Below are 22,273 nucleotides of genomic sequence, written 5' to 3'. Positions count from 1 at the left end.
GCGGCTAAGTTAAGCTCATCCGGTTGTTGTTTACGCCGCCATTCTGGTGATCAGATCATGGGGGGCATGCCCCCCATGATCTGAAGCGTCGATTTGCCCATATGCCTCTGCCGGGGTTTTGCCTGCAAGGCGTGAGTGAGGCCGGTGATGGTTGTAATAGGCGAACCAGCGGGACAGGCCTGCGCGCAGTTCGGAACCCGTCTCGAAGGCGTGCAGATAGACGCACTCGTACTTCACCGAGCGCCACAGGCGCTCGATGAAGACGTTGTCCATCCAGCGCCCCTTGCCATCCATGCTGATTTTCACTTCGGCCGCCCGCAGCACGCCGGTGAAGGCCTGCGAAGTGAACTGGCTGCCCTGATCGGTGTTGAAGATGTCCGGCTTGCCAAAGCGGGCCATGGCATCCTCCAGAGCCTCGACGCAAAAAGCCGCGTCCATGGTATTGGACAATCGCCAGGCCAGCACCTTGCGGGTGGCCCAATCCATGATCGCAACGAGATAGAGGAAGCCTCGGCGCATCGGTAGATATGTCACGTCCGCACACCACACCTGATTGGGCCGCTCGATCTTCATGTCCCGCAGCAGATAGGGATAAATCCGATGCTCCGGGTGCGGATCGCTCGTGCGCGGGCGCTGGTAGATCGCCGCCAGCCCCATCTGCGCCATCAGCCGTCGTACCCGGCGGCGGCCCACCGCATGACCAAGCCGCTGCAGGTGCCGCACCATCTGCCGGCTGCCGTACCACGGACAGTCCATGAACGTCTCGTCGATTACCCGCATCAGCGCCAGCGTCTCCTCGCTCTGAGGCGCAGGCGTATAATAATAGGAAGACCGGCTGATCGACAGCAGGCGGCACTGCGCCGCGATCGACAGGCGCTGGTGAGCAGGCTCGATCAGCAATCGCCTCTGGCCCGCGCTCATCGACCGGAGGCTTTCGCCAAAAAATCCCGCTCCACCAGCAATTGCCCGATCTTGGCATGCAGCTTCTCGATTTCCGCTTCGGTCTCCGTCTTCGACGCCTGCTCACCGCCGTCGAACAGGCTGGCCATCCCGTCCACCGCCTGACGCTTCCATCCCCCGATCATCGTATGGTGGACGCCGTGCTTCGCAGCCAGTTCCGCCAGCGTCAGTTCACCACGGATCGCCTCCATCGCAACTTTCGCCTTGAATTCCGCGCTGTAGCGCTTTCTCGTCTTCTTCATTCCCGTCCATTCCTTAGGTCGGGATGAGCTTAACACCCTGTCCAGATTTCCAGCACCACGTCAAGATGACCGCTTCGACTATCGCGGAAGGACGGGGATCCGTCGCTTTGAACTGCTGGAAAGCTGCGACACCAACAACAGCCAGTCCGGCAAGGGCTGCGAAAGCCAGAGGTGTTCGAGCCTGCCATGGGGCCGTGGCCGATTGGGGGGCAGCTGCGTCCTGCAGTTCAGGCAACATCCGGGCCGCGTTACCGGCGCGGCCAAGGCCTGCAACGATGCGGCTGTAGGTGGCACGGTGTTCCGGGCTGCGCTCCATCCATCGCTTTACCCGCGGTCCATACCGGTGCGGGTCATCGATCATGAGCATGACCCAGCGCGACGCCTGTCGCTCGATCCTGCGCGTGCGAGAGAACCAGGACCCGATGCTCATCGCTCGCTCCGATGCCGGTCAACATGTTCGACTGCTCTAAGCATATGCCATTTGACGCCCCATACCGTCATGCCGAGCTTACGGGCGATCTGCTTGTAGGTGTACCCCTCGACGCGGCTGAGCAGGAAAATCTTGAGCGTTCGCGGCTTCAGTTTGCGTAATACCTCATTGAAATGGTCCAGTTCCTCCCGTCCGACCAGATCGCGGTGTTGATCGTCAGGGGCAGCGAGTTCCCTGGCATTGGTAAGCTCCACCGATCGGTCGGTGATTTTGGTCGTCCCGCGTTCGGCCCGGTCTATCAGGAGATTGGTGGCTATGCGTCGCAGGTAGGCCTGCGGGGTCTGGATTTGCGTTTGGTCGGCAGCGCGCAGGAAACGAACGAGGGCCTCATGAGCAAGGTCCTCGGCATCGCACTGGGATTTGAGCTTCGAGCGAAGGAAACGGACGAGGGCAGGGGCCTCGCTGCGATAGATGTCATCGAAAGCGCAGCAGTCTTTCAAAGGCTCATCGGGCCGGGGCAGTCGGACAGAACCTTCCTGGTTGCCCCCGGCGCGCATCAGCTTCCAGCCCCGGTGAGGCTGGCATTGTCACGTTCAAACTCTGTCCGTCCGTAGCTCTGGTCCATGCGTCGCGCCTATGTCCACTCGGGGCGACGGCCAAAGCCGGATGTTGGAAACCTGGCATACACACAGGCGCATGCGCCTTTACCGGCAAGCCGGCTGGACATGCGCGCATGCCACCCGGCCTCAAAAGCTGAGAGCCGAGCTAAGTATGCAGGGGTTTCCACGCCCCATTCCCGTTCTGTTTACGGGAACATTTGCAGAATGGACTGATGACGGAATCGAGACAAGCCCAAATTTTTCAAAGATTCATATGAGGCGAGGGGGCTGATCTGGAACGTTGGCTGTGGGGGCGCTGATATGGCTGAACAGGCATTTTGATGTTGCGGGGCAGATTCCGGATCCGACCAGACCCAGTCGCTCACACCAGCAGCTTTGAATGTCGCATCAAACCAAAACCTGCCGATCGCGAAGGGTAAAGAAGACGGTCAGCAACGCGCCCCATCTTCGGTCATTCCCGCTAATATAATGGGGTCCTAAAAGCCGTCGTTCGCAGAGCTAAGCGGAAGCAGCGCAAAAGCTGAGCGACTTGGAAGCAGTAGACCGCAGCATCACTTCACGCCGCGTGTCGCAGCCGATGCGCGCCCTCACAGGAGTGCACCTCGATGGTCACGTGTGCGTATTCCTCATGGATTGCCAGCCGATCGGCATATTCTTGCGGCGCAAGTGGACGATCGGCAACCAGCGAGACGATGACGGCATAGTGCCCGGGGCCGACCCGCCAAACGTGGAGATCGTTCACCACCGCATCTCCGTCCTCGATCGCTTCGCGAACTTCCGCAAGACGATCCGGGCCAGCTTCCGCGTCGATGAGGACACTTGCCGTATCGCGCATCAACGAGCAAGACCACCGAGCGATAACGAACGCGCCGACGAGACCCATGGCAGCGTCCATCCAGGCCCATCCCAAATAGCGGCCGGCGAGTAGCGCGACGATCGCCATGACGGAGGTCAATGCATCGGCGAGAACGTGGAAGTAAGCGGAACGAAGATTGTTGTCGGTATGCGAGTGCGCGTGGCCGCGATCGTGCGAATGATCATGACCATGATGATGGTGATGATGATCTCCGCCTAGCAGCCATGCGCTGACTAGGTTGACCAGCAAACCGAGGACAGCCACCCAGATCGCCTCGGAATAGGCAATATTGGCCGGGGCGAGCAGACGCTGAAAGGATTCGACCGCAATACCGATCGCGAAGACCGCGAGAAGCAAGGCGCTCGCGAACCCCGCGAGGTCGCCGACCTTCCCCGTTCCGAAGGTGAAGCGGGGATTGCCGACATGCCGTTTCGCGAACCAGTATGCGAAGGCTGCCACACCCAGAGCGCCCGCATGCGTTGCCATGTGGATGCCGTCCGCCAACAAGGCCATTGACCCAGTCCAAAGCCCTGCGGCGATCTCAAGGACCATCATAGCTGCGGTCAGCGCAACGACCCATCGAGTTCGGCGAGCGTGACTGTCGTGCGACGATCCGAGAAAATCGTGCTTATGGACGGAGGGGTGGGTGTGATCATGATGCATGGCGTCGACCTATTGGATAGAAGGACAGGCGGTCAACGACAGTTGACCGCAGTGTTGCGAGGGAGACTGACGCCTTCGCTTTAAGGCATCAAACATAGCACAGGGCAGGTCTTTGGCGCCCTCGCGACAGGCGTCTGGACTTGGCACGTTCAAGCCTCGGCCTCGAGATCCGAGGTCTCGGAATCCGAAGCCTCCCAGACCTCTTTGGCAGCGTCGAGATTCAGTAACGCGATACCGATTCCAACGATTAGATCAGGCCAGAAGGAGAGTGTAATCGCCGTGACGATGCCGGCTGCGATAATGGCTATGTTGGCCAGGACATCGTTGCGGGCTGATAGGAATGCTGCGCGGGTGAGTCCTCCATTCCCATGGCGATGACGAGCAAGGCGAATCGCGCATGCGAAATTTACTAGCAGGGCACCCGCGCCGGTGATCGTCAAAAGATTCGCATCCGGCGTGACCGGTGCCCCGAACTTCGCCACAGCCGTCCAGACTGCTGCTAGTCCGGGGACCAGAATCAGTAACGCTAGAAATTTGCCTGTCCGAGCTCTCGCTACGGCCGTCCATCCGAGCGCTAGCAGGATCAGCAGGTTGATCGAAGTGTCTTCGAGAAAATCGACGCTATCGGCGAAAAGCGAGACCGATCCGATCGTCGAGGCGACCGCAAACTCGATACCGAAATAGGCAAGGTTCGCGATCGCGACGAAGCGCACTGCAGCACGCAGATCAGTGGTCAGGTTGCTGTTTTCGGACTTGTCCATCAGTCGGTTTCCCTGATCGCTTCGCTATTCATGAAGGCCTGCCGCCTTTCAGAACCAATTCCGCGCCTCACTGTCCTCATGAGCCAGTCTATGAGCTCGCGCCATCTTGAAGGACCGCTCCCGTCCTCGTCTCGCTCGTTGAGGACGAGGCGAGCAATCGCGGGCAACACGAACAGGGTCAGCGCGGTAGCAGTGATCAATCCTCCGATGACGACGGTCGCCAGAGGTCGCTGCACCTCTGCACCTGTTCCAGTCGACAGCGCCATTGGAACGAAGCCGAGTGAGGCCACGAGCGCAGTCATGAGCACCGGCCTGAGGCGCGCCAGCGCACCTTCGACGATGGCTTGATCAAGCGGGAGAGCTTCGTCGAGCCGCTGACGAATAGCTGTCATCATCACGAGACCATTGAGGACGGCTACTCCGGAAAGGGCAATAAAGCCCACCGCAGCCGAGATGGAGAATGGTATTCCTCTGACAGCCAATGCGAACACCCCTCCAGCAAGCGCCATGGGGATTGCGCTGAATACCGCGAAAGCGGGTATCCATCCGCCAAGCGCCCAGAAGAGCAGCAGGAGAATTAGCGCGAAGCAGACGGGGACGATCAGCTTGAGCCGCGCCTGCGCCGCTTGGAGATTCTCGAATTGTCCGCCCCACGAAATCGACGCGCCTGGGGGCAAGGCAACCTGATTTTCCACCTTGGCCTGAGCTTCGGCAACGAAGGAACCCAGATCACGGCCTCGCACATTGGCAGAAATGACCACCAGCCGTCGGCCGTTCTCCCGCCGCACTTCAGCGGGTCCTTCGGTGACTGTGAAGCTGGCAAGTTCCCCGAGCGGGACAGTCATGGTGCTGCCTGGCAATTGCACAGGTAATGCCCTCAGCTGATCGATATCGTTCCGGATACGATCGGGCAGTCGCACGACCACATTGAAGCGACGGTCGCCTTGAAAAACGAGGCCGGAAGCCTGGCCGCCGAGCGCGATGGCGACCGTCTGTGAGACATCATCGGCGTTGAGCCCATACCTGGCAATGAGGGCACGATCGAGTGTGACGTCCAGCGTAGGGAACCCGCTAATCTGCTGCACCTTGATATCCTGCGCCCCGGATACGGCTCGAAGGACATCTGCGACATTCTGAGCAGCCGAGCCTAGGCGTGACAGATCCTCCCCGTAGATTTTGACCGCGACATCGCCCTTCACGCCCGCAATCAGCTCGTTGAAACGCAGTTGGATCGGCTGACTGAACTCAGTCGTATTGCCGAGCAGGACCTCAAGCGCTTCTTCCATCTCGGAGACCAGCTTGGTCTTGTCGAGCGAGGGATCCGGCCATTCGTCACGAGGTTTCATAATGATATAGGTGTCGGAGGCATTGGGTGACATCGCGTCGGTTGCCGCTTCGCCGAGCCCGGTTCGCGCGAATACGTGACTGACCTGCGGAAATTTGCCGAGCACCTTTTCCACCTGGCGCTGCATCACCATGGCCTGCTCGACCGAAACGGAGGGAATCCGCACTACTTCGATCGCGAAGTCGCCTTCGTCGAGCTGAGGTGTGAATTCACTGCCTAGCGTTCCGAAGAGGAGAGCAGCCGCCGCGAATACCGCCACGCCGCCGCCAATCACCCGTCGCGGACGTGACAGCGCTGCCTTGAGCCACGGTTCATACCGGCTTTTCGCAGCCCGAACGACCCGAACCTCTCGTTCGGCGAGGCGACCGCGCAGGAGCAAGGCTATCATTGCCGGAACGAATGTGAGGGAAAGGATGAAGGCCGAGGCCAGCGCGAGCATGACGGTTATCGCCATTGGCGAAAAGGTCTTTCCCTCCACGCCGGTGAAGGTGAGCAAGGGCGCGTAGACCAGAAGGATGATCGCCTGACCGTATACTGTCGGCTTGATCATTTCCTGCGCGGCCTTGCGTGTTTCAGCAAGGCGTTCACCGAGGGTCAGAAGCCTGCCCTCATCATGCTGTCTGGCCGCCAGGCGAGCGATGCCGTTCTCCACGATGATTACCGCACCATCGACGATGAGACCGAAATCAAGCGCGCCCAGGCTCATCAGGTTGCCCGACACGCCCAGCCGATTCATGCCGATGGCTGCCATCAGCATGGAAATCGGAATCACCAGGGCCGCGATCAGCGCGGCGCGAATATTCCCCAGCAGGAGAAACAGCACCACGATGACAAGCAGCGCGCCTTCGGTGAGATTTTTTTCGACTGTCGCTATGGTCTTTTCAACAAGCGAGGAACGGTTATAGACGGGCTCGACCGTGACCCCCGCTGGCAGGGTTTGCGCAACGGCCTTTAGCTTCGTCGTGCCTGCTTCAGCCACGGTGCGGCTGTTTTCACCGATCCGCATCAGCAAAGTGCCGATCACGACCTCTTCGCCATCTAGGGACGCTCCGCCGGTGCGCAGATTGCCGCCAATCCGCACGGTAGCCACATCGGCAACCCGGACAGGCACATTCTCACGGGTCGCCACGACCGCGTTCCTGATATCTTCGACCCCTCCCAGTCGGGCGTCTTGCCGCACCAGCAATGCTTCGCCGCCACGATTTATGAAGTTCGCTCCCTTGATGACGTTGGCTTTCTGGAGGGCATCGGACAGGTCCTGAAAGGAAAGGCCATACGCGATCAGTCGATTGGGCTCGGGTTGGACAATGAATTGCTTTTCATAGCCACCGATCGAATCCACGCTCGCCACGCCCGGGACCTGCTGCATTGCAGGCGAGATGATCCAATCCTGGACCGATCTGAGATAGGCAAATCGCGCTTGCTTCGAGTCGAGCCGTTCGCCTTCGGGGGTGAGAAACGAGCCATCCGGCTGCCAGCCAGTGCCGCCGTCATTGGTCTGACCCTTTGGTTCGAACGACACCGACCACATCAGCACTTCGCCTAGGCCCGTGGCGAGTGGTCCCATGCTTGGTTCAGCGCCGAGAGGAAGCGAACCCCCAATCTCGCTGAGACGCTCGGCAATCTGTGTGCGGGCGAAGTAGATATCGGTGCTTTCGGAGAAGACTGCCGTGACCTGGCTGAAACCATTGCGCGAAATGGACCGCGTCATTTCCAGCCCGGGAATACCGGCAAGGCCTGTCTCCACTGGAAAGGTGACCTGGCTCTCCACCTGCGCTGGTGAGAGGGCCGGTGCCACTGTGTTGATCTGCACCTGATTGTTGGTGATGTCGGGCACCGCATCGATTGGCAATTTGGTCAGATTGTAGGCTCCCAGCGCCGCGACAAGAGCGACAGCGACAAGGACCGCCCAACGGAAGCGAACGGCGAGATCAAGAACCGACCCAAGTGGGCCATGGTTCTTCTCGGGCACGGTGTTTCCCTCACTCATCGCCCTCTCCCTGCTTCGCGATTTCCGCCTTGATGAGGAAGGCATTGCGCGAGGCAATCTGCTGGCCTTTTGTCACTCCTGAAAGTATTGTGACCCGGCCTGCAGACCGCTGGCCGGTCGTGACCGGGGCGACACGGAAACCCCGGTTGGTTCTGACGAACACGATCGATTGCCCATTCAAATCCTGCACTGCGTCCGCAGGCACGCTGAGCACGCTGCCGCTTGCGGCCTCGGTCGTCAGCCTGACTTCCACGAAGCTGTCCGGTTGCAGGCCTGGCGGTGCACTTCTTAGAGAAAGGACAGCGGTAGACGCGCGAGTCTGCAAATCCACCGATGGGGTGATCGAGCGAACCCTTGCATCGACCTGTCCTCCGCCGGGAAGGCTGATCGTGGCCACGTCTCCCACCGCGACCTTTGAAGCGTCAGCGGGAGAAAGTGCAGCTTCGATCTGGAGCCTTGAGGGATCAACGACACGGAACAGTTCTGTGCCGGCGGTCACATAGCTTCCGAGCACCGCCGGCGCTGCGGTCACACGGCCGCCGACAGGCGAGGTTACCGCAATCGAGCGCCCATTGCGTGTAACGCCGGCTGCCTGCACTGCTGCACGCGCGCGCGTAAGTTCCGCGCTCGCCACGGAGAGCGCTGCTTGTGCAGCTTCGAGGTCCTGCCGCGCGGTGACGTTCGCTTCGAACAAGCGCTTTTCGCGCTCGTAGGCAGCCCGCGCCTGCTGCGCTCGGGCGGCAGCTGATGCGACCTGTTCAGCAAGCGTTGCAGCCTCGGCGCTTTCGAGCAGGGCGACCGTTTCACCGCGCCTGACCGGATCGCCGAGTGTCTTCAGGATGCGAGCGACGACCCCGTTGGCACGAGCATCAAGGCGCGCGACCGCACTGGGCGCGGCACGAACGGTGCCCGGCACGATCAGTTCGCCGGCATCACCTGCCTCGACGGTCGCAAGAGCGATCTCTGCCGTCTGCATTTGCGCATCCGTAAGTCGTATTTCCGAGGGAATGCTTGCAGAGGCGGTCTGTGAAGGTGGCGGGGCGTCGGTGGGTGCGTTTCCGGCGCTACCCCAGATAATCCAGATTAGGATCGCTGCGATGGCCACCGCGCCCAGTGCGATGAAGGTTTTTCTGCGTGTCATGGCATGATCTCCGGGGTGGCAGTCAGCCGCTGCAAGTTCGCGCCAGTCTTTGCTTGCGCTTCGTGCGCTTCGATGAGAGCGATACGGACGTCATCGAGCGTAGCTGCCGCATCGAGCACGTCGATCAGTGTGAACTTTCCATTACGATAGCCGATCTGAGCGAGACGCAGCGCCTCTTGAGCTTGTGGCACGCTTCGTTCTTCCAGGGTCGCGACCCGCGCTGCGGCGGCCTGATATTCTGCCCGGGAGCTGGCGAGTTCCCTGGCAGCCTCTGCCATGGCTGCAGCGCGGCGAAACTCCGCTCCCCGTGCGCGTGCCTCCGCAGCCGAGATGGCGCCTTGGTTGCGATTGCCGAGCGGGATGCTGATGGACGCTCCGGCGACGAATGCCCGGTCCCCGGTTTCTTCGAACCGCCGCACACCGGCGCTCAACGATAGATCGGGGACTGCATTGGCGCGCTCTTGCGCGATGACCCGGTTGGCGGCGTCCGCTTCCGCACCGGCGAGTTGCACGCCAATCGTGTTCTCAGGTGCGATTGCAATGACGCCCGGGAATTGAGGCCATTCGGGCACAACTGCGTCGGGAGGCGATTGCGAACCCCACAGCGAAGCAAGGGCGATCCTTGCCGAGAGATCAGCCGCTTCTGCCTCTTGCAGTCGCGCTTCGGCCTCACCCAGCGCTGCCTCTGCCCTTAAAGCGCGAAGGGGAGGTTCGCGTCCTGCATCGACCAACTCACGCGCAATCCGAGCCAGTTCACGGTTGCGTTCAACGACACCGAGGGCGAGCTCCAATCTGGACCTGGCACTGACTGCCGCCGCATAGTTTTGCCGGACGTCTGCACCAAGCTGCGCCACCGCAAGGGCTGCTTGCAATTCGGCTACGCGCGTTTCGGCTCTGGCAGCGCGAATGCGGGCTCCACGCTTACCGCCAAGCTCGACACGTTGGCTTGCCGCAAGCGTTGTTTCGGTAGAATTGAAGCCTCGAAAGGCGCCACTTCCCCCAACGTTTTCCACGTCGAGAGATACCTCCGGATTGGGACGGAGCGCCGCCTGACGCTCTAATCCTTCCGCAGCCTCGACGTCGGTCTCCAGCGCGCTAATGGTAGGCGCCTCTGCTCCAGCGCGCTGGAGTGCTTCTTCCAATGTTATTGTTTGCGCGTTTGCGTAACCACACCACGTGATTGCAAAACCCGCAGCGATGAGCGCGACCATGCGCGCCAAGCCTTTGTGCATTTGAAACTCCGAATCTGGACCTCGTCGACCACGCCTTTCGCGCGGCGTCGCGTGAGGTCAGATTCGGGGCGGTCGCAGCAGAGGGCCTGTCGGCGATTCGGCTAAGAATGTTTCGATGAAGTCGACGACCATCGTTGTCGCTCGATAATCTGCGTCAGCGAGCGAGCGATCTTCGAGGCGAAGATCTAAATGGAATTGATGCTGATGCGCTTCGCTCGTTCCCTTGTCGGACGGAAAGTAGTCGAGCGAATCTTCTAGCACGTCGAAGCTGCTGACGATCTTGACAGCCGTAGAGTTGGACCCTGCGGCAACAGCTTCGGCACCGAGATGCCCGGCAGCATCGAGAGGCTGCAGCACATAGAGGAACACTGCCACAAAAAATAGCAGCAGTCGTCCAGTCCTCGATGTCTTTAACGTAGCTAGGATGGCTCTAACTCATTCTGAGCAGGATAATATCATTGATGGCAAATAGGGGGCTCTGCCCCGTTTGCCAATCGCCGATAGAGTCTCGGAAGCTCCATGTTGGCTTGAGGTATGCGATAGAAAGAAATGATCGATGGTCAGAACTCCCTCGAAATGCCGAGGGGAAGGACATGCGCCTTTGGTTCGCGATCTTTTCGATTAAAGTGATAATTACATCTCCGTGGCAGCCTCAATGCGTCCCATCATGTTCCGCACCGGCGAAGGGGACCGAAGGCGCCCGATCGCTCCATCGAGCATGGTCCGCTGACGCACGTGCATCAATGCGAGATCGGAGCGCTCACTAAAGAACGCGAGCCGCTCGCTGCAAGGCTTTGGCTGATCGCGCACTGTCTGATTCCCTAATCCTTTAGCAAGAAGCGGTCCGACCGCAATCGGCCCAATTGCCGCCGCAGTCTTTATCCAGTGAACCGTTCGGCGAGTGTCAGGTTTTAGCGATGGACCTGCCGTTGAACCGGCCGTGCGGGAGCGGCGGGTTTGTCCCACGACAAGGCGATCGCTTGCAGCAGCAGTCGACCAGGCCCGGTCGTTTACATCAGCAGCCGCGGACGTCGGCTGCTGGCAAAACCGGACGCTCAGCAAGGAACTTGGGAACGACGGCTTAGTCCCAAAAAGCGACCTGCGGCCTAGCTGTGGGCGCGAACGCCTCTGTGCGTTAGGCCTGCCCTGGATGTGCAGCTGAAATCGACTGTCAAAATTGCGCGTCAGCGCCGCGGATAGGTCGGTGCGCGACTTGGGTGGGAAATGCGCCAAGAGCCTGCGTCATCCCGCTCGAGAGGAACCCCGCACGAATCGCATAGTGCCGTATATCCTCCCTGTTTTCCGCGCGCGATGGAGTGCATTGAAGGCTTGTGGCGGCCGAAATAGCAAAGCAGGGACATACTTGGTCAAATAGCCGGATGCAGGCGAGCCGTCACTCGCAAGGAGGCGCAAATCAGCGGGAAACTGCGGAATTGCCAAGTGGTCTTCGCGCGGGAACGAATGACAAAGCGGATGAGCACGATATATCAAGGGGATGCGCAGATCATCGAGACAGTCACGGCGTCCGGCAAACGTCTTACAATTCCGGGGATACAAGCCGAAACTGCGGAGATTTCCCCGCGGGGCCGCAAGCCGGCATGGCGGGCTTCTCATCGTCGCGCTCGGTCTCGTCGCAGGCGGCCTCATCGGCTTGGGGCTGAGCATGTGGATGGAAGCGGGCTGGCCTGGGATCGCCCGGGTTGCCGGCACGAATGCGGCTCCGTCGCTTTGCATTGGCAGTGTACACGACGGCGATACCATCCGCACGTGCGCCGGGGAACGCGTGCGGATCGAGAACATCGACGCACCGGAACTGCCCGATAGCCCTAAATGCACCGACAGACGGCGGCAAGGATGGTGCGACTATAGCCTTGCTGTGCGCAGTAGGGATGAACTCGCTTCATTCCTGAAGGGCGGTCACGTGGCGATTTCGCGAAGCGGAACGGATAGATACGGTCGCACGCTCGCCCGTATTCTAGTCGATGGAAGGGATGTCGGCGATCATCTCGTCGAACTGGGACTGGCGAGGCCCTGGCAATGACGGGTTCGCGGAGGTTTCAATCGCGGTATCGTCACGAACAGGAGACATCGTGGAATGCCAGCATCAACCTGTCGAAGAGCAATTCAAGTCTTTCGCGGAACTCCGCAGTCAGCTGAATGCCGACCCGGCGGCGATCACTTTCATCAACAACGCGAACAACAAGGCCATGTTGGACCATGGCATCGATCTTCCGATGGGCACTGGAGATCGGCACTTTACCGGCTACGCTGAGCGGCCAGATGTAGGGCAATCTGCCTTCATGGTCGGCGACATACAGGTCAAGCAACATGTCCCACACTGGATTTGCGCACAGCATCGATCCGACAAGATCCGTCACAAGCTGTCGTTGGCGGATCAGCGCGCGGCACAGGGGAAGGTGCCGGTTCGCCGCACCGGGGCTATCCACCCGGTCGCTCCGTCCCGAGCGAGGCCGCACCGGAATTCAGATGCGGGGCCAGCATTAGCGAATGGCCCCCCGGTGCGTCAGCACTTTGGCGCCATGCGGCAATCAGGGCTTCCTGTTCGGGCAAAAGGGCATCGATCGCTCCGCTCGGCCTTGCAGTGTCCTCGAGCAACAGCGAAGGGCAACGGCCCTCGAACGTACCGAGGTTGGGGCGATGCACTTGGTACCCTGCGAGGCGCGCAAGGCTTCTGGGGAATTGCCGCGCAACCTCGGGCGGGTATGCAAGCCAAGGGAGCTCGTAAGGTTTCAGCCATCCAAGGCAGTAGCTGATAATAATGCCGCGGCGGGGAAGGGCGGTACGATTGGCGCCTGCCGCATGGAGCGTCGAACCCAGGAATACGAGTGCCGAGCCCGGCGCCATTTCTGCAATGACGGCTTCCTTAGGGGCGATCAGCAGTTCATCCTGCCGCCGGTGGCTTCGGGGCCAGACGAGCGTTGCGCCATTATCCCGCGTAAAGGCCGACAGCGGCCACATAACGTTGATCAGGAATTCCATGCCGCGTTCGCGGTCAACGAAGCGGCTGCATGGCCACATGTCCTGGTCGCGATGAGGAACCTGCTGGCTCGCCCCTGGAGCTAGCTCGATTGCCTGCGTGAGATTGAGCGAGAAATGATCGCACCATGGGCCCAGCAGGTCGTTGGCAAGCGCGAGGATCAGATCGTGCCCGACGAGATGTGCTACATGGTAGGATCGCTTGAGAAGTCCGGCAAAGCGTCGCGTTGCCGGGCCGGAGAAGCTGCCTTGCGAAAACGCGGTGGCCGCAAAGTGCGTCTCGAAGTCCGCGTTCAAGGCTTCGATCAAATCCGGCGAAACCAGATCCTCAATGATGGCATAGCCATGATCGCGCAGTCGAGCTGAACACTGAGAGGAAAGTGAAATGGCGGTCATCGCAGTTTCCCCTTCGTCACTGACTGAGAGCGGCAAGTGGCGCGAGCGTTTCCGACCAGATGCCGGTTTCACCCAGCAACCGGGGTGTCTCGTCGTCGATGTGGATCATCAGGGCGGCGAGCATGCCGCAAGGCAGGTCCTGGGGCAGTCCGAGCGGTTCGCAGCGCCATCCGAACGAGAGGATCTGCGTGTACCAGGGCATGTCGGCCACACAGCAATAAGCGCGGATACAGTTATCTCGCGCGAATAGCGTCAGGGCCGTTGCCAGTTTGTCACGCACAATCCGGCGTTCGGCCGCACGGATGCCGCGCGACAAACACAGCCGCGAGATCTCCCAGACATCAGGCAGGCGTGGGTTGTCGAGGTTGCAGAGGCCGGGAAAGACATCGCCCAGAACATGGGGCTGGGTGGTCGGCAGAAGCCGAAGCGAACCCAAATGCTTGCCGTCGGTATCGGCGATGATGAGATAGATGGTCGAGGGTGTGTCGAACTGGTCGATTTCATATTGGCCATCGAGCGCGGGCAAATCCCAGCGCAGCAGATCGATGAATACGCGCTTGCGTTCCTGATACATCTGAGCGAGCAGCGGCCCCTGCGCCGCCGCCCATCCGCCTTGAATGACATGGGTCATATTCGCCATCTCCTTTTGCGATGGCGAAAGGATCAGCGAAACCGGGATTCGCGAAAATTCCTCTATTTAGAGGATGTCCGGCGCAGGCTGTGAAAGCAGATATGTCCGTCAAATAGGGCGCGGAACACCAAGGCGGTCCGCTTGAATACGCCGCATTTGCGCATGGCGCCGGTGACGTGTTGATGCACCGTCGCTTCGGAAAGTCCCAATGCGTGCGCGATCTGGGTATCCCCCATGCCGGTTGCGACAAGGCCCACGCAGTCTACCTCGCGCGGGCTGAGTCGGGGCAAGGACGGGGTCGATTTTTCGGCACCGAGACGGATGCGGACCAGCTTTCGCGCAGCCTCAAATCCAAAGCCAGCGACTATGTGCGTTGCACCTCGAATTCTAGGAGTCATGGATACGCGCTCAGAGGTCGCAAAGGAGCAGGTGCCCCGATATTCTCCTGGCGAATGCACCGGTACGGTCACGCCATCCTGAAGTCCGAAGCTGGCACCCTCTTGCATGATCGAAAGCTGGCGCTTGCTCAGCCTTACCCGCCTTTGGATGGAGTGCCATGCGTAGGGAGTGGAGCGGCCAATGCTGGCTGCATGGACGGGATCGTCGAGATAATAGCGCTCGGCCAAAATTCGTTCGACCCAACCATCCGGGTAGTTCGATATCGCAACCGCCTCGTCCGCTGCGGCTAGCAGGTCCACGTGGCTGACGAACGCAAACTGCTTGAAGCCGAGGCGTCTGGTTGTTTCCAGCAACAAATCATAGAAGTCAGCATCGGTGCGTACTTGCCCGAGGCTAAGCATGAATTCGACAAGCTCTGGACCAATAACCATCCAGCACTCCCCCTGTTGAAGCGCAGGCATTCGGTTTGGCTGGCGACCAGTCTATTTTCGCTAATTCGAAGCGTTTCCATTCAGCCAGGCTGATCGCCCGCAGGTTGTAGATATGGCTAAGGACAACCATCGAGGGCGCGCCCTGATCGCCATGACCGCAATCAATCCTGAATTTGGAATCGCGATCAACAGCATGAATATACTACTGGCCGTCAATCGGATCATGACATTTTTGTTACGCGATCTAACCAGTCTATCTCAACCTCTCATATGCTGAAAGCGATGACGATCAGCGAGCTCGATTTGCTCATTCCATCGGCATCGAAATTCGTATAACATTTTAGGTGCTTCATGACACCGCGCCGGGCAATCCGTGAGGAACCCGCAACTTGGATGTCATCCACTTCCAAGACACTGCTGGCCCGAGCAGCCGTCGACGTCATCGTTGGCGCAACTGTTATGCGCTGCGGAGAGTAGGGGGGACTGCTGTCCCAGCGGGACCATTTCCTTTCGGAGATGCGCTCGCCGCACCCAGTTCATCAAGAACGGCCCGGTTGGCAGGCGCGGCATTCGCGAAATGCCGGGCGCGTTTTGCCAAAGGCTTCCGCTTGTCACGCATCAAGCCCACGCGAAGCACTTGGTTCGATGTCGGCCGTAAGAACGAAGTTGGAAGGGGAGGGAGTAGCAGGGGTCTGAGCGGACGGAACGTGCCATTCGAACTGAGACAGGTTCGGCGATGACGCAACCATCCCGTTTCAAACAGTCAGACCTTACTCGCGCCATCAAGGCAGCCGAGGCCGCTGGCATGCATGTCGGCCGGATCGAAATTGATCCCAACGGGCGAATCATCCTTCATGCAGTTTCTGCCCCCGGCGCGGCGATGCCACAGCGTGAGAACAGCTGGGACGATCTTTTGCGATGAGACGCCGATTTCTGCCCAAATACGTGACGGCGTTTGTCGACCGCCACGGCAAGGAGCGCTTGCGTTTTCGGCGCACTGGATTCGAAAGCCACTATTTCAAATCCAAGCTGGGAACCGAGGAGTTCCGCCAAGAATATCGAGCATGCTTGGATGGTCGGGAGGTGGCCATACCCGTCAAGGTCAAGCGCAGTGCTCCGGGAACTATTGATGATCTGGTAGCTCGCTATTGCTCTTTGCCGTCACGGCTTGGCCCGACTGAAACGACCCAGCGAAAAATTCGCGGCATCCTGGAGAAATTCCGAAAGGAGCATGGCCATCGCACTGTTGCGGACCTGGAATTTGAACATGTGGAGGCCATCTTGCAGCGCAAAATGGAACGCCGGAAGGTCGGCTCGCGAATCGAAGGCGGCGTTGAGGCCGCTCGCAAGCTCCGAAAGGAATTGGTCCGTCTGTTCGATTTCGCCGTCAAATCCCGGATGATGGATCGCAATCCCGCAGCTTTGGCCGACCGTATCAAGATCGCTCCTGGCGAACGTTCCAAAGGCTATTACAGTTGGACTGAGAGCGACATCGACCAGTATCGCGAATGCCATCCTCTGGGATCTCGCGCTCGGCTTGCGATGGAATTGATGTTGTGGACTGGGCAGCGTCGCATCGATGCCATCCACCTTGGTCCCAGGCACGTAGCGACCGGGCGCATTGAACTCAGCCAATCCAAAGGGGGGAAGGTTCTGGGGTTACCCGTCGCACCTCAGCTTCTCGAAGCAATTGTCGCCATGCCCCCATTACCGGAGGGTGCGGAATGTTTCCTTCTGAACGAACTCGGCCGCCCGTTCACTAATGCCGGATTTGGGAATTGGTTTCGAGATCGATGCGACGAGGCCGGATTGCATAAGTGCACTGCACACGGTCTGCGAAAGGCGATGATGCGGCGCTTGGCAGACGTTGAGACGAGCCAGCAAGGCCTCAAGTCGGTCTCAGGTCACAGCCGCGATGAAGAGGTGGCAATCTATGTCCGCGGCGCTGAGCAGAGACGTCTTGCTGCGGCCGCTATCGCCCGAGTCTCCGACTGGGAAAAATTGCCTGAAACCGAAAAGGAAGATGCGCTCGCAGAGGCCGCAAAATTGGCTCTATCGGCGTGGAAAATGTCTAACCTTAGGGAAAGTTAGACATCCGGTTAGACATTTTTCTTCGTAAATATTTGAAATTATGAAGAAAAATGAAAAGGATGGAGGCCCGAGCCGGAATCGAACCGGCGTATACGGATTTGCAGTCCGCTGCGTCACCACTCCGCCATCGGGCCATCCAAGGTGGTGTTCCTGTGGAGGTGCGCCCCTAGCAACCCTCCGGGCCGGGCGCAATCCGATTCGCGCGTCGGTTGAAAACTATCGTTTGGCTAAGGGCTTCCTTGCGCTACGTTAGGGCCGATTTGCCGCGCCGGCCTGGGCGGGGCTGCTGGTGGAGCCGCGTTGATGATCCTTGGAGCCGTTCTTGCAGGTGGGCAATCCAGTCGCTTCGGCAGTGACAAGGCGCTGGCGGAGCTGGAAGGGCATACATTGCTTGCCCTGGCGGTCGATGCGCTTGCGGGACTGTGCGATCACGTGATTGTCGTCGGGCGCGAAACGGCGCCGGCGCCGACCCTGCCTGATTGGCCGCGGCCCGGGATGGGCCCTCTTGGCGGCATTGCGGCGGCCTTGCACCACGCGCATGACGAGGGTTACGAAACGGTGCTCACCTGCGGCGTTGATGTCGCGGCGTTGCCCGATAACCTGCTTGAGCTTCTGGGCGCTGCGCCCGCATGTCTGGTCGATCAGCCGGTGATTGGCCTCTGGCCAGCCTCGGCCTCCATGGCAATCGAGGCGCTACTGCACAGTGACGAGAAGCATTCGATGTTGCGCTTCGCCGACAAAATCGGTGCGCGCAAGGTCAAGGCAGGCAAGTCGATCCCCAACATCAACACTCCGGCGGATCTCTCGGCGATTTCCGAAAAGGGATAAAAGGAAGAGGCGCGCGTCGCTTCCTGTCAGTGCTTCGCGGGCCGGCCCAGGGCGCCTGAGGGGGCCACCTTGCCGTATTGCGAGCGCACGCCGGGTCCCTCATCAGCTTCCTCGGGCAGGGTGAGGCGATAGCCGCCGGGCGAGCTCGTCTCGATCATGCCGGACAGCCCCACGAAGGAGAGCTTTCGGCGCAGGCGGGACATGTGGACGGCGATGCTGTTGGTCTCCGGCACGAAGCCCATGCGCCACACGTCCTGGATCAGCGACTGCTTGCTGACGGTGTGGCCGACGCAGTCCGCCAGGCGCCAGAGCAGGGCGAACTCACGTGGATTGAGGTTCAACGGCTTGTCGTCCCCGAACGCCTCGCGTGCGAGCAGGTCGAGCGAGAGGGATCCGATCTTGCGATGGCGCGGCAGCCATTGCAGCGCCTCTGAGACCCGGCTGGCGCGGGCTTCCAGTTCCTCGAGGCTGATGTCTGAAGAGACGACGTCGCCGAACCCGATCTGCAGGAGCGTGGCCCGTTCGTGCGCAAGCTCCACGCCCGTCACCAGCACGTGGCGCCGCATTTCCACGCCAAACGAGGAGAGGATGTGCATCCAGCCCATGTTGTCCAGACCGGCGGCGTAAAATACGCCGATGCATTCCTCGCTCGGCCGGTCGCGTTCAACAAGTTTCCAGCCGGAACGCCGCAGGTCCATGTCCTTGGGAATGTCGCCCGAGGCCAACCAGCAGAAGCCATGCTTGGCTCCTTTATGCTGGTCGGCTTTCTTGGCGGTATCCAGGCTGGCCATCATTTCCCCCATCTCCGTGCAGGCCTTCAATTCATGCACGCAGATTGTTCGGGTTTGGGCACTCAAAAACAACACATAAAAACTTACAGGAATGTCACCTGGATCACAGTTTTTTATGTGAGAAAATACCATGTCAGCCTGTTTAGGGCCCCTCAGGCGCCCGGTGTGTTGACCCCCTTGGAGCTCAGGAAGCGCTTGATGTTGCGGGCCGCCTGGCGCAGTCGCTGCTCGTTCTCGACCATGGCGATGCGCACGAAGCCTTCGCCGTCCTCGCCGTATCCGACGCCCGGCGCGACCGCGACTTCGGCTTCGGTAAGAAGCTGCTTCGAGAACTCGAGGCTGCCCATCTCCTTGAGGGCAGGAGGCAGGGGGGCCCATGCGAACATCGAGGCCTTGGGGCTGGGGATTTCCCACCCGGCGCGGCCGAAAGCCTCGACCATGACGTCGCGGCGCTTCTGGTACAGTTCGCGGTTCTTCTCGACGATGTCCTGCGGGCCGTTGAGCGCTGCGCAGGCGGCAGCCTGGATCGGCGTGAAGGCGCCGTAGTCGAGGTAGGACTTCACGCGCTTGAGCGCGGCGATCAGCTTCGCGTTGCCGACGGCGAAGCCGACACGCCAGCCTGCCATGGAGAAGGTCTTGGACATCGAGGTGAACTCGACGGCAACGTCCTTGGCGCCCGGAACCTCGAGGATCGAGCGGGTCGGCTGTCCATCGTAATAGAGTTCGGAGTAGGCAAGGTCGGACAGGATCCAGACCTTGTTCTCCTTGGCCCAGGCGACGAGGCGTTCGTAGAAAGCGAGGTCGACGGTTTCGGCCGTGGGGTTCGACGGGTAGTTGACGATCAGGATCGACGGGCGCGGCACGGTGAAGGCCATCGCGCGTTCCAGCGACTGCCAGTAGCGCTCGTCAGGCGTCGTCGGCACCGAGCGGATCGTGGCCCCGGCGATGATGAAGCCGAAAGTGTGGATCGGGTAGCTGGGATTGGGCGAGAGCACGACATCGCCCGGCGCGGTGATCGCCGTGGCGAGGCTGGCCAGGCCCTCCTTCGAGCCCATGGTCATCACCACTTCGGTCTCGGGATCGAGATCGACGTTGAAGCGGCGGCCATAGTAGTTCGCCTGAGCGCGGCGTATGCCCGGAATGCCCGAAGAAGCGGAGTAGCCGTGGGCATCGGGCTTCTGCGCCACTTCGCACAGCTTGTCGATCACGTGCTGCGGCGGCGGCAGGTCGGGGTTGCCCATGCCGAGGTCGATGATGTCCCGTCCCGCCTGGCGTGCTGCGTGCCGCATCGCGTTGACTTCGGCGATGACGTAGGGCGGCAGGCGCTTGATGCGGTAGAACTCGTCTTCCATGACCTCGATAAATCCATGATGGCGGCGGGATTGCCGCGTGGCTTCCTGTAGGGGATTACGCGCGCGGCGCAAATGCCGATCGCGTGGATTGCGCAAGGATATTGCCCAGAAGGGGGCTCGACAGTTTGTGCAGTGCAACTAAGACTAGGTCACGATCCAAGGGAGTTTCGTGATTCATGGCTACTGACGCTACGGAAGTGTTCTCGGATATGCTTCGCGGCCAGGCCAAGGGTATGGCGACTCTCTTTGGTCAGATGTTGCCTGCCGAAAGTTCGCAGGGCGCGGAGAAGGCCGTCCAGTGGGCGGAAGTGGCAGGGCGCTTGCAGTCGATCTGGACCGAGTTCCAGGTCGAGCAACTGAGCAAGGCGTCGGGCGAGAAATCGCATTACACCGACCCGGTGAAGTGGATCGCGACTTTCGAGGCCGTGATGCGCCAGCTGCCGCTCTCCAACCCGCAAGTCCAGCAGGGTCTCTGGGACGAAGTCATCGCGGTGCTGACGGCCGTGCTTGGCCAGTACGGCATGGGCCCGCGCGCTTTCGAGGAAGCGAAGGGCGATCCCCATATGCCGCTTCGCGATCGGCGCTTCGCCGATCCGGAATGGCGCAGCAAGCCGATCTTCGCGGTCCTGCACCAGCTCTACCTCTTGCTCTCCACGCAGGTGATGAAACACGCCGAGGCGATCGAGGATCTCGAGCCGGGCCGCAAGGCGCAGCTGATCTTCGCGGCAAAGACCATTGTCGATGCACTGAGTCCGGCGAACTTTCCCCTGACCAACCCGGTGGCGCTGGCCAAGGCCAACGAGACTGGCGGCGAGAGCCTGATCCGCGGGTTCGAGCACATGCTCGACGACTTGCGCAAGGGCCAGCTGACGCATACCAACCCGGCCGCGTTCAAGCTGGGCGAGAACATCGCGGTGACGCCGGGCAAGGTCGTTCACGAGACCGACCTGTTCCAGATCATCCAGTACACGCCCACCACCGACAAGGTGCTGGCAACGCCGCTGGTGATCTTCCCGCCTTGGATCAACCGCTTCTACATCCTCGACCTCAACGCGAAGAAGAGCTTCGTGCGCTGGGCGGTCGAGCAGGGGCTGACCGTGTTCATGGTCTCTTGGAAGTCTGCCGACGCCTCGATGGCGGACCTGTTGTGGGACGATTACATCCAGGCCCAGATCGACGCGATCGACCATGTGCGCGAGAGGCTGAAGGTACCGGCTGTGCACACCATCGGCTATTGCGTTGCCGGGACCACCCTGGCGGCGACACTTGCCGTGCTGGCGCGCAAGGGCGAGGCCGACAAGGTTGCCAGCGCGACCTTCTTTACCGCCCAGGTCGATTTCGAAGGGGCAGGCGACCTCAAGGTCTTCGTCGACGACCAGCAGATCGAGACGATCGGCCAGCTTTCGCCGGAGGGCTACGTCGACGGACGCTATCTTGCGGCCACCTTCAATATCCTTCGCGGCAACGATCTGATCTGGAACTACGTCGAGAAGAATTACCTCAAGGGCGAGGAATACCCTGCCTTCGACCTGCTGCACTGGAACGGCGACGTAACCAACCTGCCGGCCCGCTGGCATCGCGATTACCTGCGTGATCTTTACCGCGACAACCGCCTTGTCGTTGCGGATTCGCTGAGCGCGTGCGGGGTGCCGATCGACCTGCACCGCATCACCACGCCGGCCTATGTCCAGGCCGGGCGCGAAGATCACATTGCCCCGCCTTCCAGCGTCTGGAAGTTCACCCATTACCTTTCGGGGCCGCAGACTTTCCTGCTGGCAGGATCCGGGCATATCGCCGGGGTGGTCAATCCGCCTTCTTCGGGCAAGTACCAGTACTGGACCAACGACGAATCGCCCGACACGCTCGAGGAATTCGTCGCCGGGGCGAAGGAGCACCCGGGCAGCTGGTGGCCCCATTGGGTCGAGTGGATTCGTGCACTGGGCAGCGATGAAGTCTCGGCTCGCGGCAAGCGGCGCCCGGGCGGGCGCGGCGACAAGGTCATCGAGGATGCACCGGGTCGCTACGTGATGACGCGCTGATTCAGCGGCTGTCAGGGTGCGCCGCGCCGGGGGCGTTTATGCCTGGCGCTTTGCGCATCTTATGGGGTGATGACCTGC

19 protein-coding genes and 1 tRNA gene are annotated in these 22,273 nt (G+C 60.5%); 4 read left to right on the top strand and 16 right to left on the bottom strand.

Annotated features, from left to right (window positions below; translation table 11 throughout):
- Window positions 1-30 precede the first annotated feature (30 nt).
- The 9 genes from JI59_RS07630 to JI59_RS07585 form a co-directional block, all read right to left on the bottom strand.
- A protein-coding gene (locus tag JI59_RS07630) for an IS3 family transposase (protein ID WP_085997526.1) occupies window positions 31-1,202 on the bottom strand; the annotation gives its coding sequence in 2 pieces (ribosomal slippage) (window positions 31-938 and window positions 938-1,202; 1,173 coding nt in all).
- A 13-nt stretch (window positions 1,203-1,215) separates the two neighbouring features.
- On the bottom strand, window positions 1,216-1,632 hold the full coding sequence (locus tag JI59_RS07620) for a hypothetical protein (RefSeq protein ID WP_038575768.1): 417 nt from the start codon (window positions 1,630-1,632) through the stop codon (window positions 1,216-1,218).
- Window positions 1,629-2,189 (bottom strand): RNA polymerase sigma factor, encoded by a 561-nt coding sequence (locus JI59_RS07615; RefSeq protein WP_007013352.1) that lies wholly within the window; start codon window positions 2,187-2,189, stop codon window positions 1,629-1,631. Before JI59_RS07615 ends, JI59_RS07620 begins: the two co-directional genes overlap by 4 nt.
- Window positions 2,190-2,808: 619 nt before the next feature.
- Window positions 2,809-3,771, bottom strand: coding sequence for a CDF family Co(II)/Ni(II) efflux transporter DmeF (gene dmeF, locus JI59_RS07610; protein WP_038575766.1), 963 nt, complete (start codon window positions 3,769-3,771; stop codon window positions 2,809-2,811).
- A gap of 149 nt (window positions 3,772-3,920) precedes the next feature.
- A complete protein-coding gene (locus tag JI59_RS07605; protein ID WP_007013354.1) occupies window positions 3,921-4,532 on the bottom strand; it encodes a cation efflux transmembrane domain-containing protein in 612 nt (203 codons plus the stop codon).
- The gene (locus JI59_RS07600; protein ID WP_052117856.1) at window positions 4,532-7,867 is read right to left on the bottom strand and encodes an efflux RND transporter permease subunit; all 3,336 of its coding nucleotides are present in this window, start codon (window positions 7,865-7,867) and stop codon (window positions 4,532-4,534) included. Before JI59_RS07600 ends, JI59_RS07605 begins: the two co-directional genes overlap by 1 nt.
- Window positions 7,860-9,008, bottom strand: a complete 1,149-nt coding sequence (locus tag JI59_RS07595) for an efflux RND transporter periplasmic adaptor subunit (protein ID WP_038575764.1) — start codon at window positions 9,006-9,008, stop codon at window positions 7,860-7,862. The genes JI59_RS07600 and JI59_RS07595 overlap by 8 nt, the downstream gene beginning before the upstream one ends.
- A complete protein-coding gene (locus JI59_RS07590) occupies window positions 9,005-10,240 on the bottom strand; it encodes a TolC family protein (RefSeq protein WP_007013357.1) in 1,236 nt (411 codons plus the stop codon). Before JI59_RS07590 ends, JI59_RS07595 begins: the two co-directional genes overlap by 4 nt.
- 57 nt (window positions 10,241-10,297) lie before the next feature.
- Window positions 10,298-10,609: a hypothetical protein gene (locus tag JI59_RS07585; RefSeq protein WP_007013358.1), complete on the bottom strand. Its 312-nt coding sequence runs from the start codon at window positions 10,607-10,609 to the stop codon at window positions 10,298-10,300.
- 1,294 nt (window positions 10,610-11,903) lie between these two features.
- Here JI59_RS07585 and JI59_RS07580 point away from each other — a divergent pair.
- A complete protein-coding gene (locus JI59_RS07580; RefSeq protein WP_007013359.1) occupies window positions 11,904-12,281 on the top strand; it encodes a thermonuclease family protein in 378 nt (125 codons plus the stop codon).
- Between the two features lie 31 nt (window positions 12,282-12,312).
- Here JI59_RS07580 and JI59_RS07575 read toward each other — a convergent pair whose 3' ends face one another.
- The 4 genes from JI59_RS07575 to JI59_RS07560 form a co-directional block, all read right to left on the bottom strand.
- Window positions 12,313-12,687: a helix-turn-helix domain-containing protein gene (locus JI59_RS07575; protein WP_007013360.1), complete on the bottom strand. Its 375-nt coding sequence runs from the start codon at window positions 12,685-12,687 to the stop codon at window positions 12,313-12,315.
- Window positions 12,680-13,633 (bottom strand): phytanoyl-CoA dioxygenase family protein, encoded by a 954-nt coding sequence (locus tag JI59_RS07570; RefSeq protein ID WP_007013361.1) that lies wholly within the window; start codon window positions 13,631-13,633, stop codon window positions 12,680-12,682. Before JI59_RS07570 ends, JI59_RS07575 begins: the two co-directional genes overlap by 8 nt.
- Window positions 13,634-13,649: 16 nt before the next feature.
- Entirely contained in the window at window positions 13,650-14,264 is a 615-nt protein-coding gene (locus JI59_RS07565; RefSeq protein ID WP_038577241.1) for an acyl-homoserine-lactone synthase, read from the bottom strand.
- A gap of 62 nt (window positions 14,265-14,326) precedes the next feature.
- Window positions 14,327-15,094, bottom strand: coding sequence for a helix-turn-helix transcriptional regulator (locus JI59_RS07560; protein WP_007013363.1), 768 nt, complete (start codon window positions 15,092-15,094; stop codon window positions 14,327-14,329).
- A 945-nt stretch (window positions 15,095-16,039) separates the two neighbouring features.
- Here JI59_RS07560 and JI59_RS07555 point away from each other — a divergent pair.
- Entirely contained in the window at window positions 16,040-17,185 is a 1,146-nt protein-coding gene (locus JI59_RS07555) for a tyrosine-type recombinase/integrase (RefSeq protein WP_239000599.1), read from the top strand.
- 60 nt (window positions 17,186-17,245) lie between these two features.
- Here the strand turns inward: JI59_RS07555 and JI59_RS07550 are convergent.
- Window positions 17,246-17,319, bottom strand: a tRNA-Cys gene (locus JI59_RS07550).
- A gap of 169 nt (window positions 17,320-17,488) precedes the next feature.
- Here JI59_RS07550 and JI59_RS07545 point away from each other — a divergent pair.
- Complete coding sequence (locus tag JI59_RS07545) at window positions 17,489-18,013, top strand: molybdenum cofactor guanylyltransferase (RefSeq protein ID WP_007013368.1); 525 nt, start codon at window positions 17,489-17,491, stop codon at window positions 18,011-18,013.
- A gap of 26 nt (window positions 18,014-18,039) precedes the next feature.
- Here the strand turns inward: JI59_RS07545 and JI59_RS07540 are convergent, their stop codons facing one another.
- Both JI59_RS07540 and JI59_RS07535 read right to left on the bottom strand, forming a co-directional pair.
- Window positions 18,040-18,807, bottom strand: a complete 768-nt coding sequence (locus JI59_RS07540; RefSeq protein WP_238532539.1) for a response regulator transcription factor — start codon at window positions 18,805-18,807, stop codon at window positions 18,040-18,042.
- A 149-nt stretch (window positions 18,808-18,956) separates the two neighbouring features.
- Window positions 18,957-20,156, bottom strand: a complete 1,200-nt coding sequence (locus JI59_RS07535; protein WP_038577236.1) for an LL-diaminopimelate aminotransferase — start codon at window positions 20,154-20,156, stop codon at window positions 18,957-18,959.
- Between the two features lie 176 nt (window positions 20,157-20,332).
- Between JI59_RS07535 and JI59_RS07530 the strand changes: the two genes are divergently transcribed.
- Window positions 20,333-22,195 carry a PHA/PHB synthase family protein gene (locus JI59_RS07530; RefSeq protein WP_038575763.1) on the top strand — a complete coding sequence of 621 codons (1,863 nt, stop codon included), beginning with the start codon at window positions 20,333-20,335 and terminating at the stop codon, window positions 22,193-22,195.
- Window positions 22,196-22,273: the final 78 nt, after the last annotated feature.

Source organism: Novosphingobium pentaromativorans US6-1 (assembly GCF_000767465.1).
Lineage (GTDB): Bacteria > Pseudomonadota > Alphaproteobacteria > Sphingomonadales > Sphingomonadaceae > Novosphingobium > Novosphingobium pentaromativorans.
Note: the sequence above shows the minus strand (reverse complement) of the source record. Positions and strands in the feature narration are given on the sequence as shown.

Bases quoted from the DNA above. Each gene is read 5' to 3' on its own strand.
- JI59_RS07535 (WP_038577236.1), bottom strand. From the start codon at position 20,156: ATGGAAGACGAGTTCTACCGCATCAAGCGCCTGCCGCCCTACGTCATC.
- JI59_RS07620 (WP_038575768.1), bottom strand. From the start codon at position 1,632: ATGAGCATCGGGTCCTGGTTCTCTCGCACGCGCAGGATCGAGCGACAG.
- JI59_RS07540 (WP_238532539.1), bottom strand. From the start codon at position 18,807: ATGATGGCCAGCCTGGATACCGCCAAGAAAGCCGACCAGCATAAAGGA.
- JI59_RS07565 (WP_038577241.1), bottom strand. From the start codon at position 14,264: ATGACCCATGTCATTCAAGGCGGATGGGCGGCGGCGCAGGGGCCGCTG.
- dmeF (WP_038575766.1), bottom strand. From the start codon at position 3,771: ATGCATCATGATCACACCCACCCCTCCGTCCATAAGCACGATTTTCTC.
- JI59_RS07590 (WP_007013357.1), bottom strand. From the start codon at position 10,240: ATGCACAAAGGCTTGGCGCGCATGGTCGCGCTCATCGCTGCGGGTTTT.
- JI59_RS07530 (WP_038575763.1), top strand. From the start codon at position 20,333: ATGGCTACTGACGCTACGGAAGTGTTCTCGGATATGCTTCGCGGCCAG.
- JI59_RS07615 (WP_007013352.1), bottom strand. From the start codon at position 2,189: ATGCGCGCCGGGGGCAACCAGGAAGGTTCTGTCCGACTGCCCCGGCCC.
- JI59_RS07560 (WP_007013363.1), bottom strand. From the start codon at position 15,094: ATGGTTATTGGTCCAGAGCTTGTCGAATTCATGCTTAGCCTCGGGCAA.
- JI59_RS07600 (WP_052117856.1), bottom strand. From the start codon at position 7,867: ATGAGTGAGGGAAACACCGTGCCCGAGAAGAACCATGGCCCACTTGGG.
- JI59_RS07570 (WP_007013361.1), bottom strand. From the start codon at position 13,633: ATGACCGCCATTTCACTTTCCTCTCAGTGTTCAGCTCGACTGCGCGAT.
- JI59_RS07595 (WP_038575764.1), bottom strand. From the start codon at position 9,008: ATGACACGCAGAAAAACCTTCATCGCACTGGGCGCGGTGGCCATCGCA.
- JI59_RS07545 (WP_007013368.1), top strand. From the start codon at position 17,489: ATGATCCTTGGAGCCGTTCTTGCAGGTGGGCAATCCAGTCGCTTCGGC.
- JI59_RS07605 (WP_007013354.1), bottom strand. From the start codon at position 4,532: ATGGACAAGTCCGAAAACAGCAACCTGACCACTGATCTGCGTGCTGCA.
- JI59_RS07580 (WP_007013359.1), top strand. From the start codon at position 11,904: ATGTGGATGGAAGCGGGCTGGCCTGGGATCGCCCGGGTTGCCGGCACG.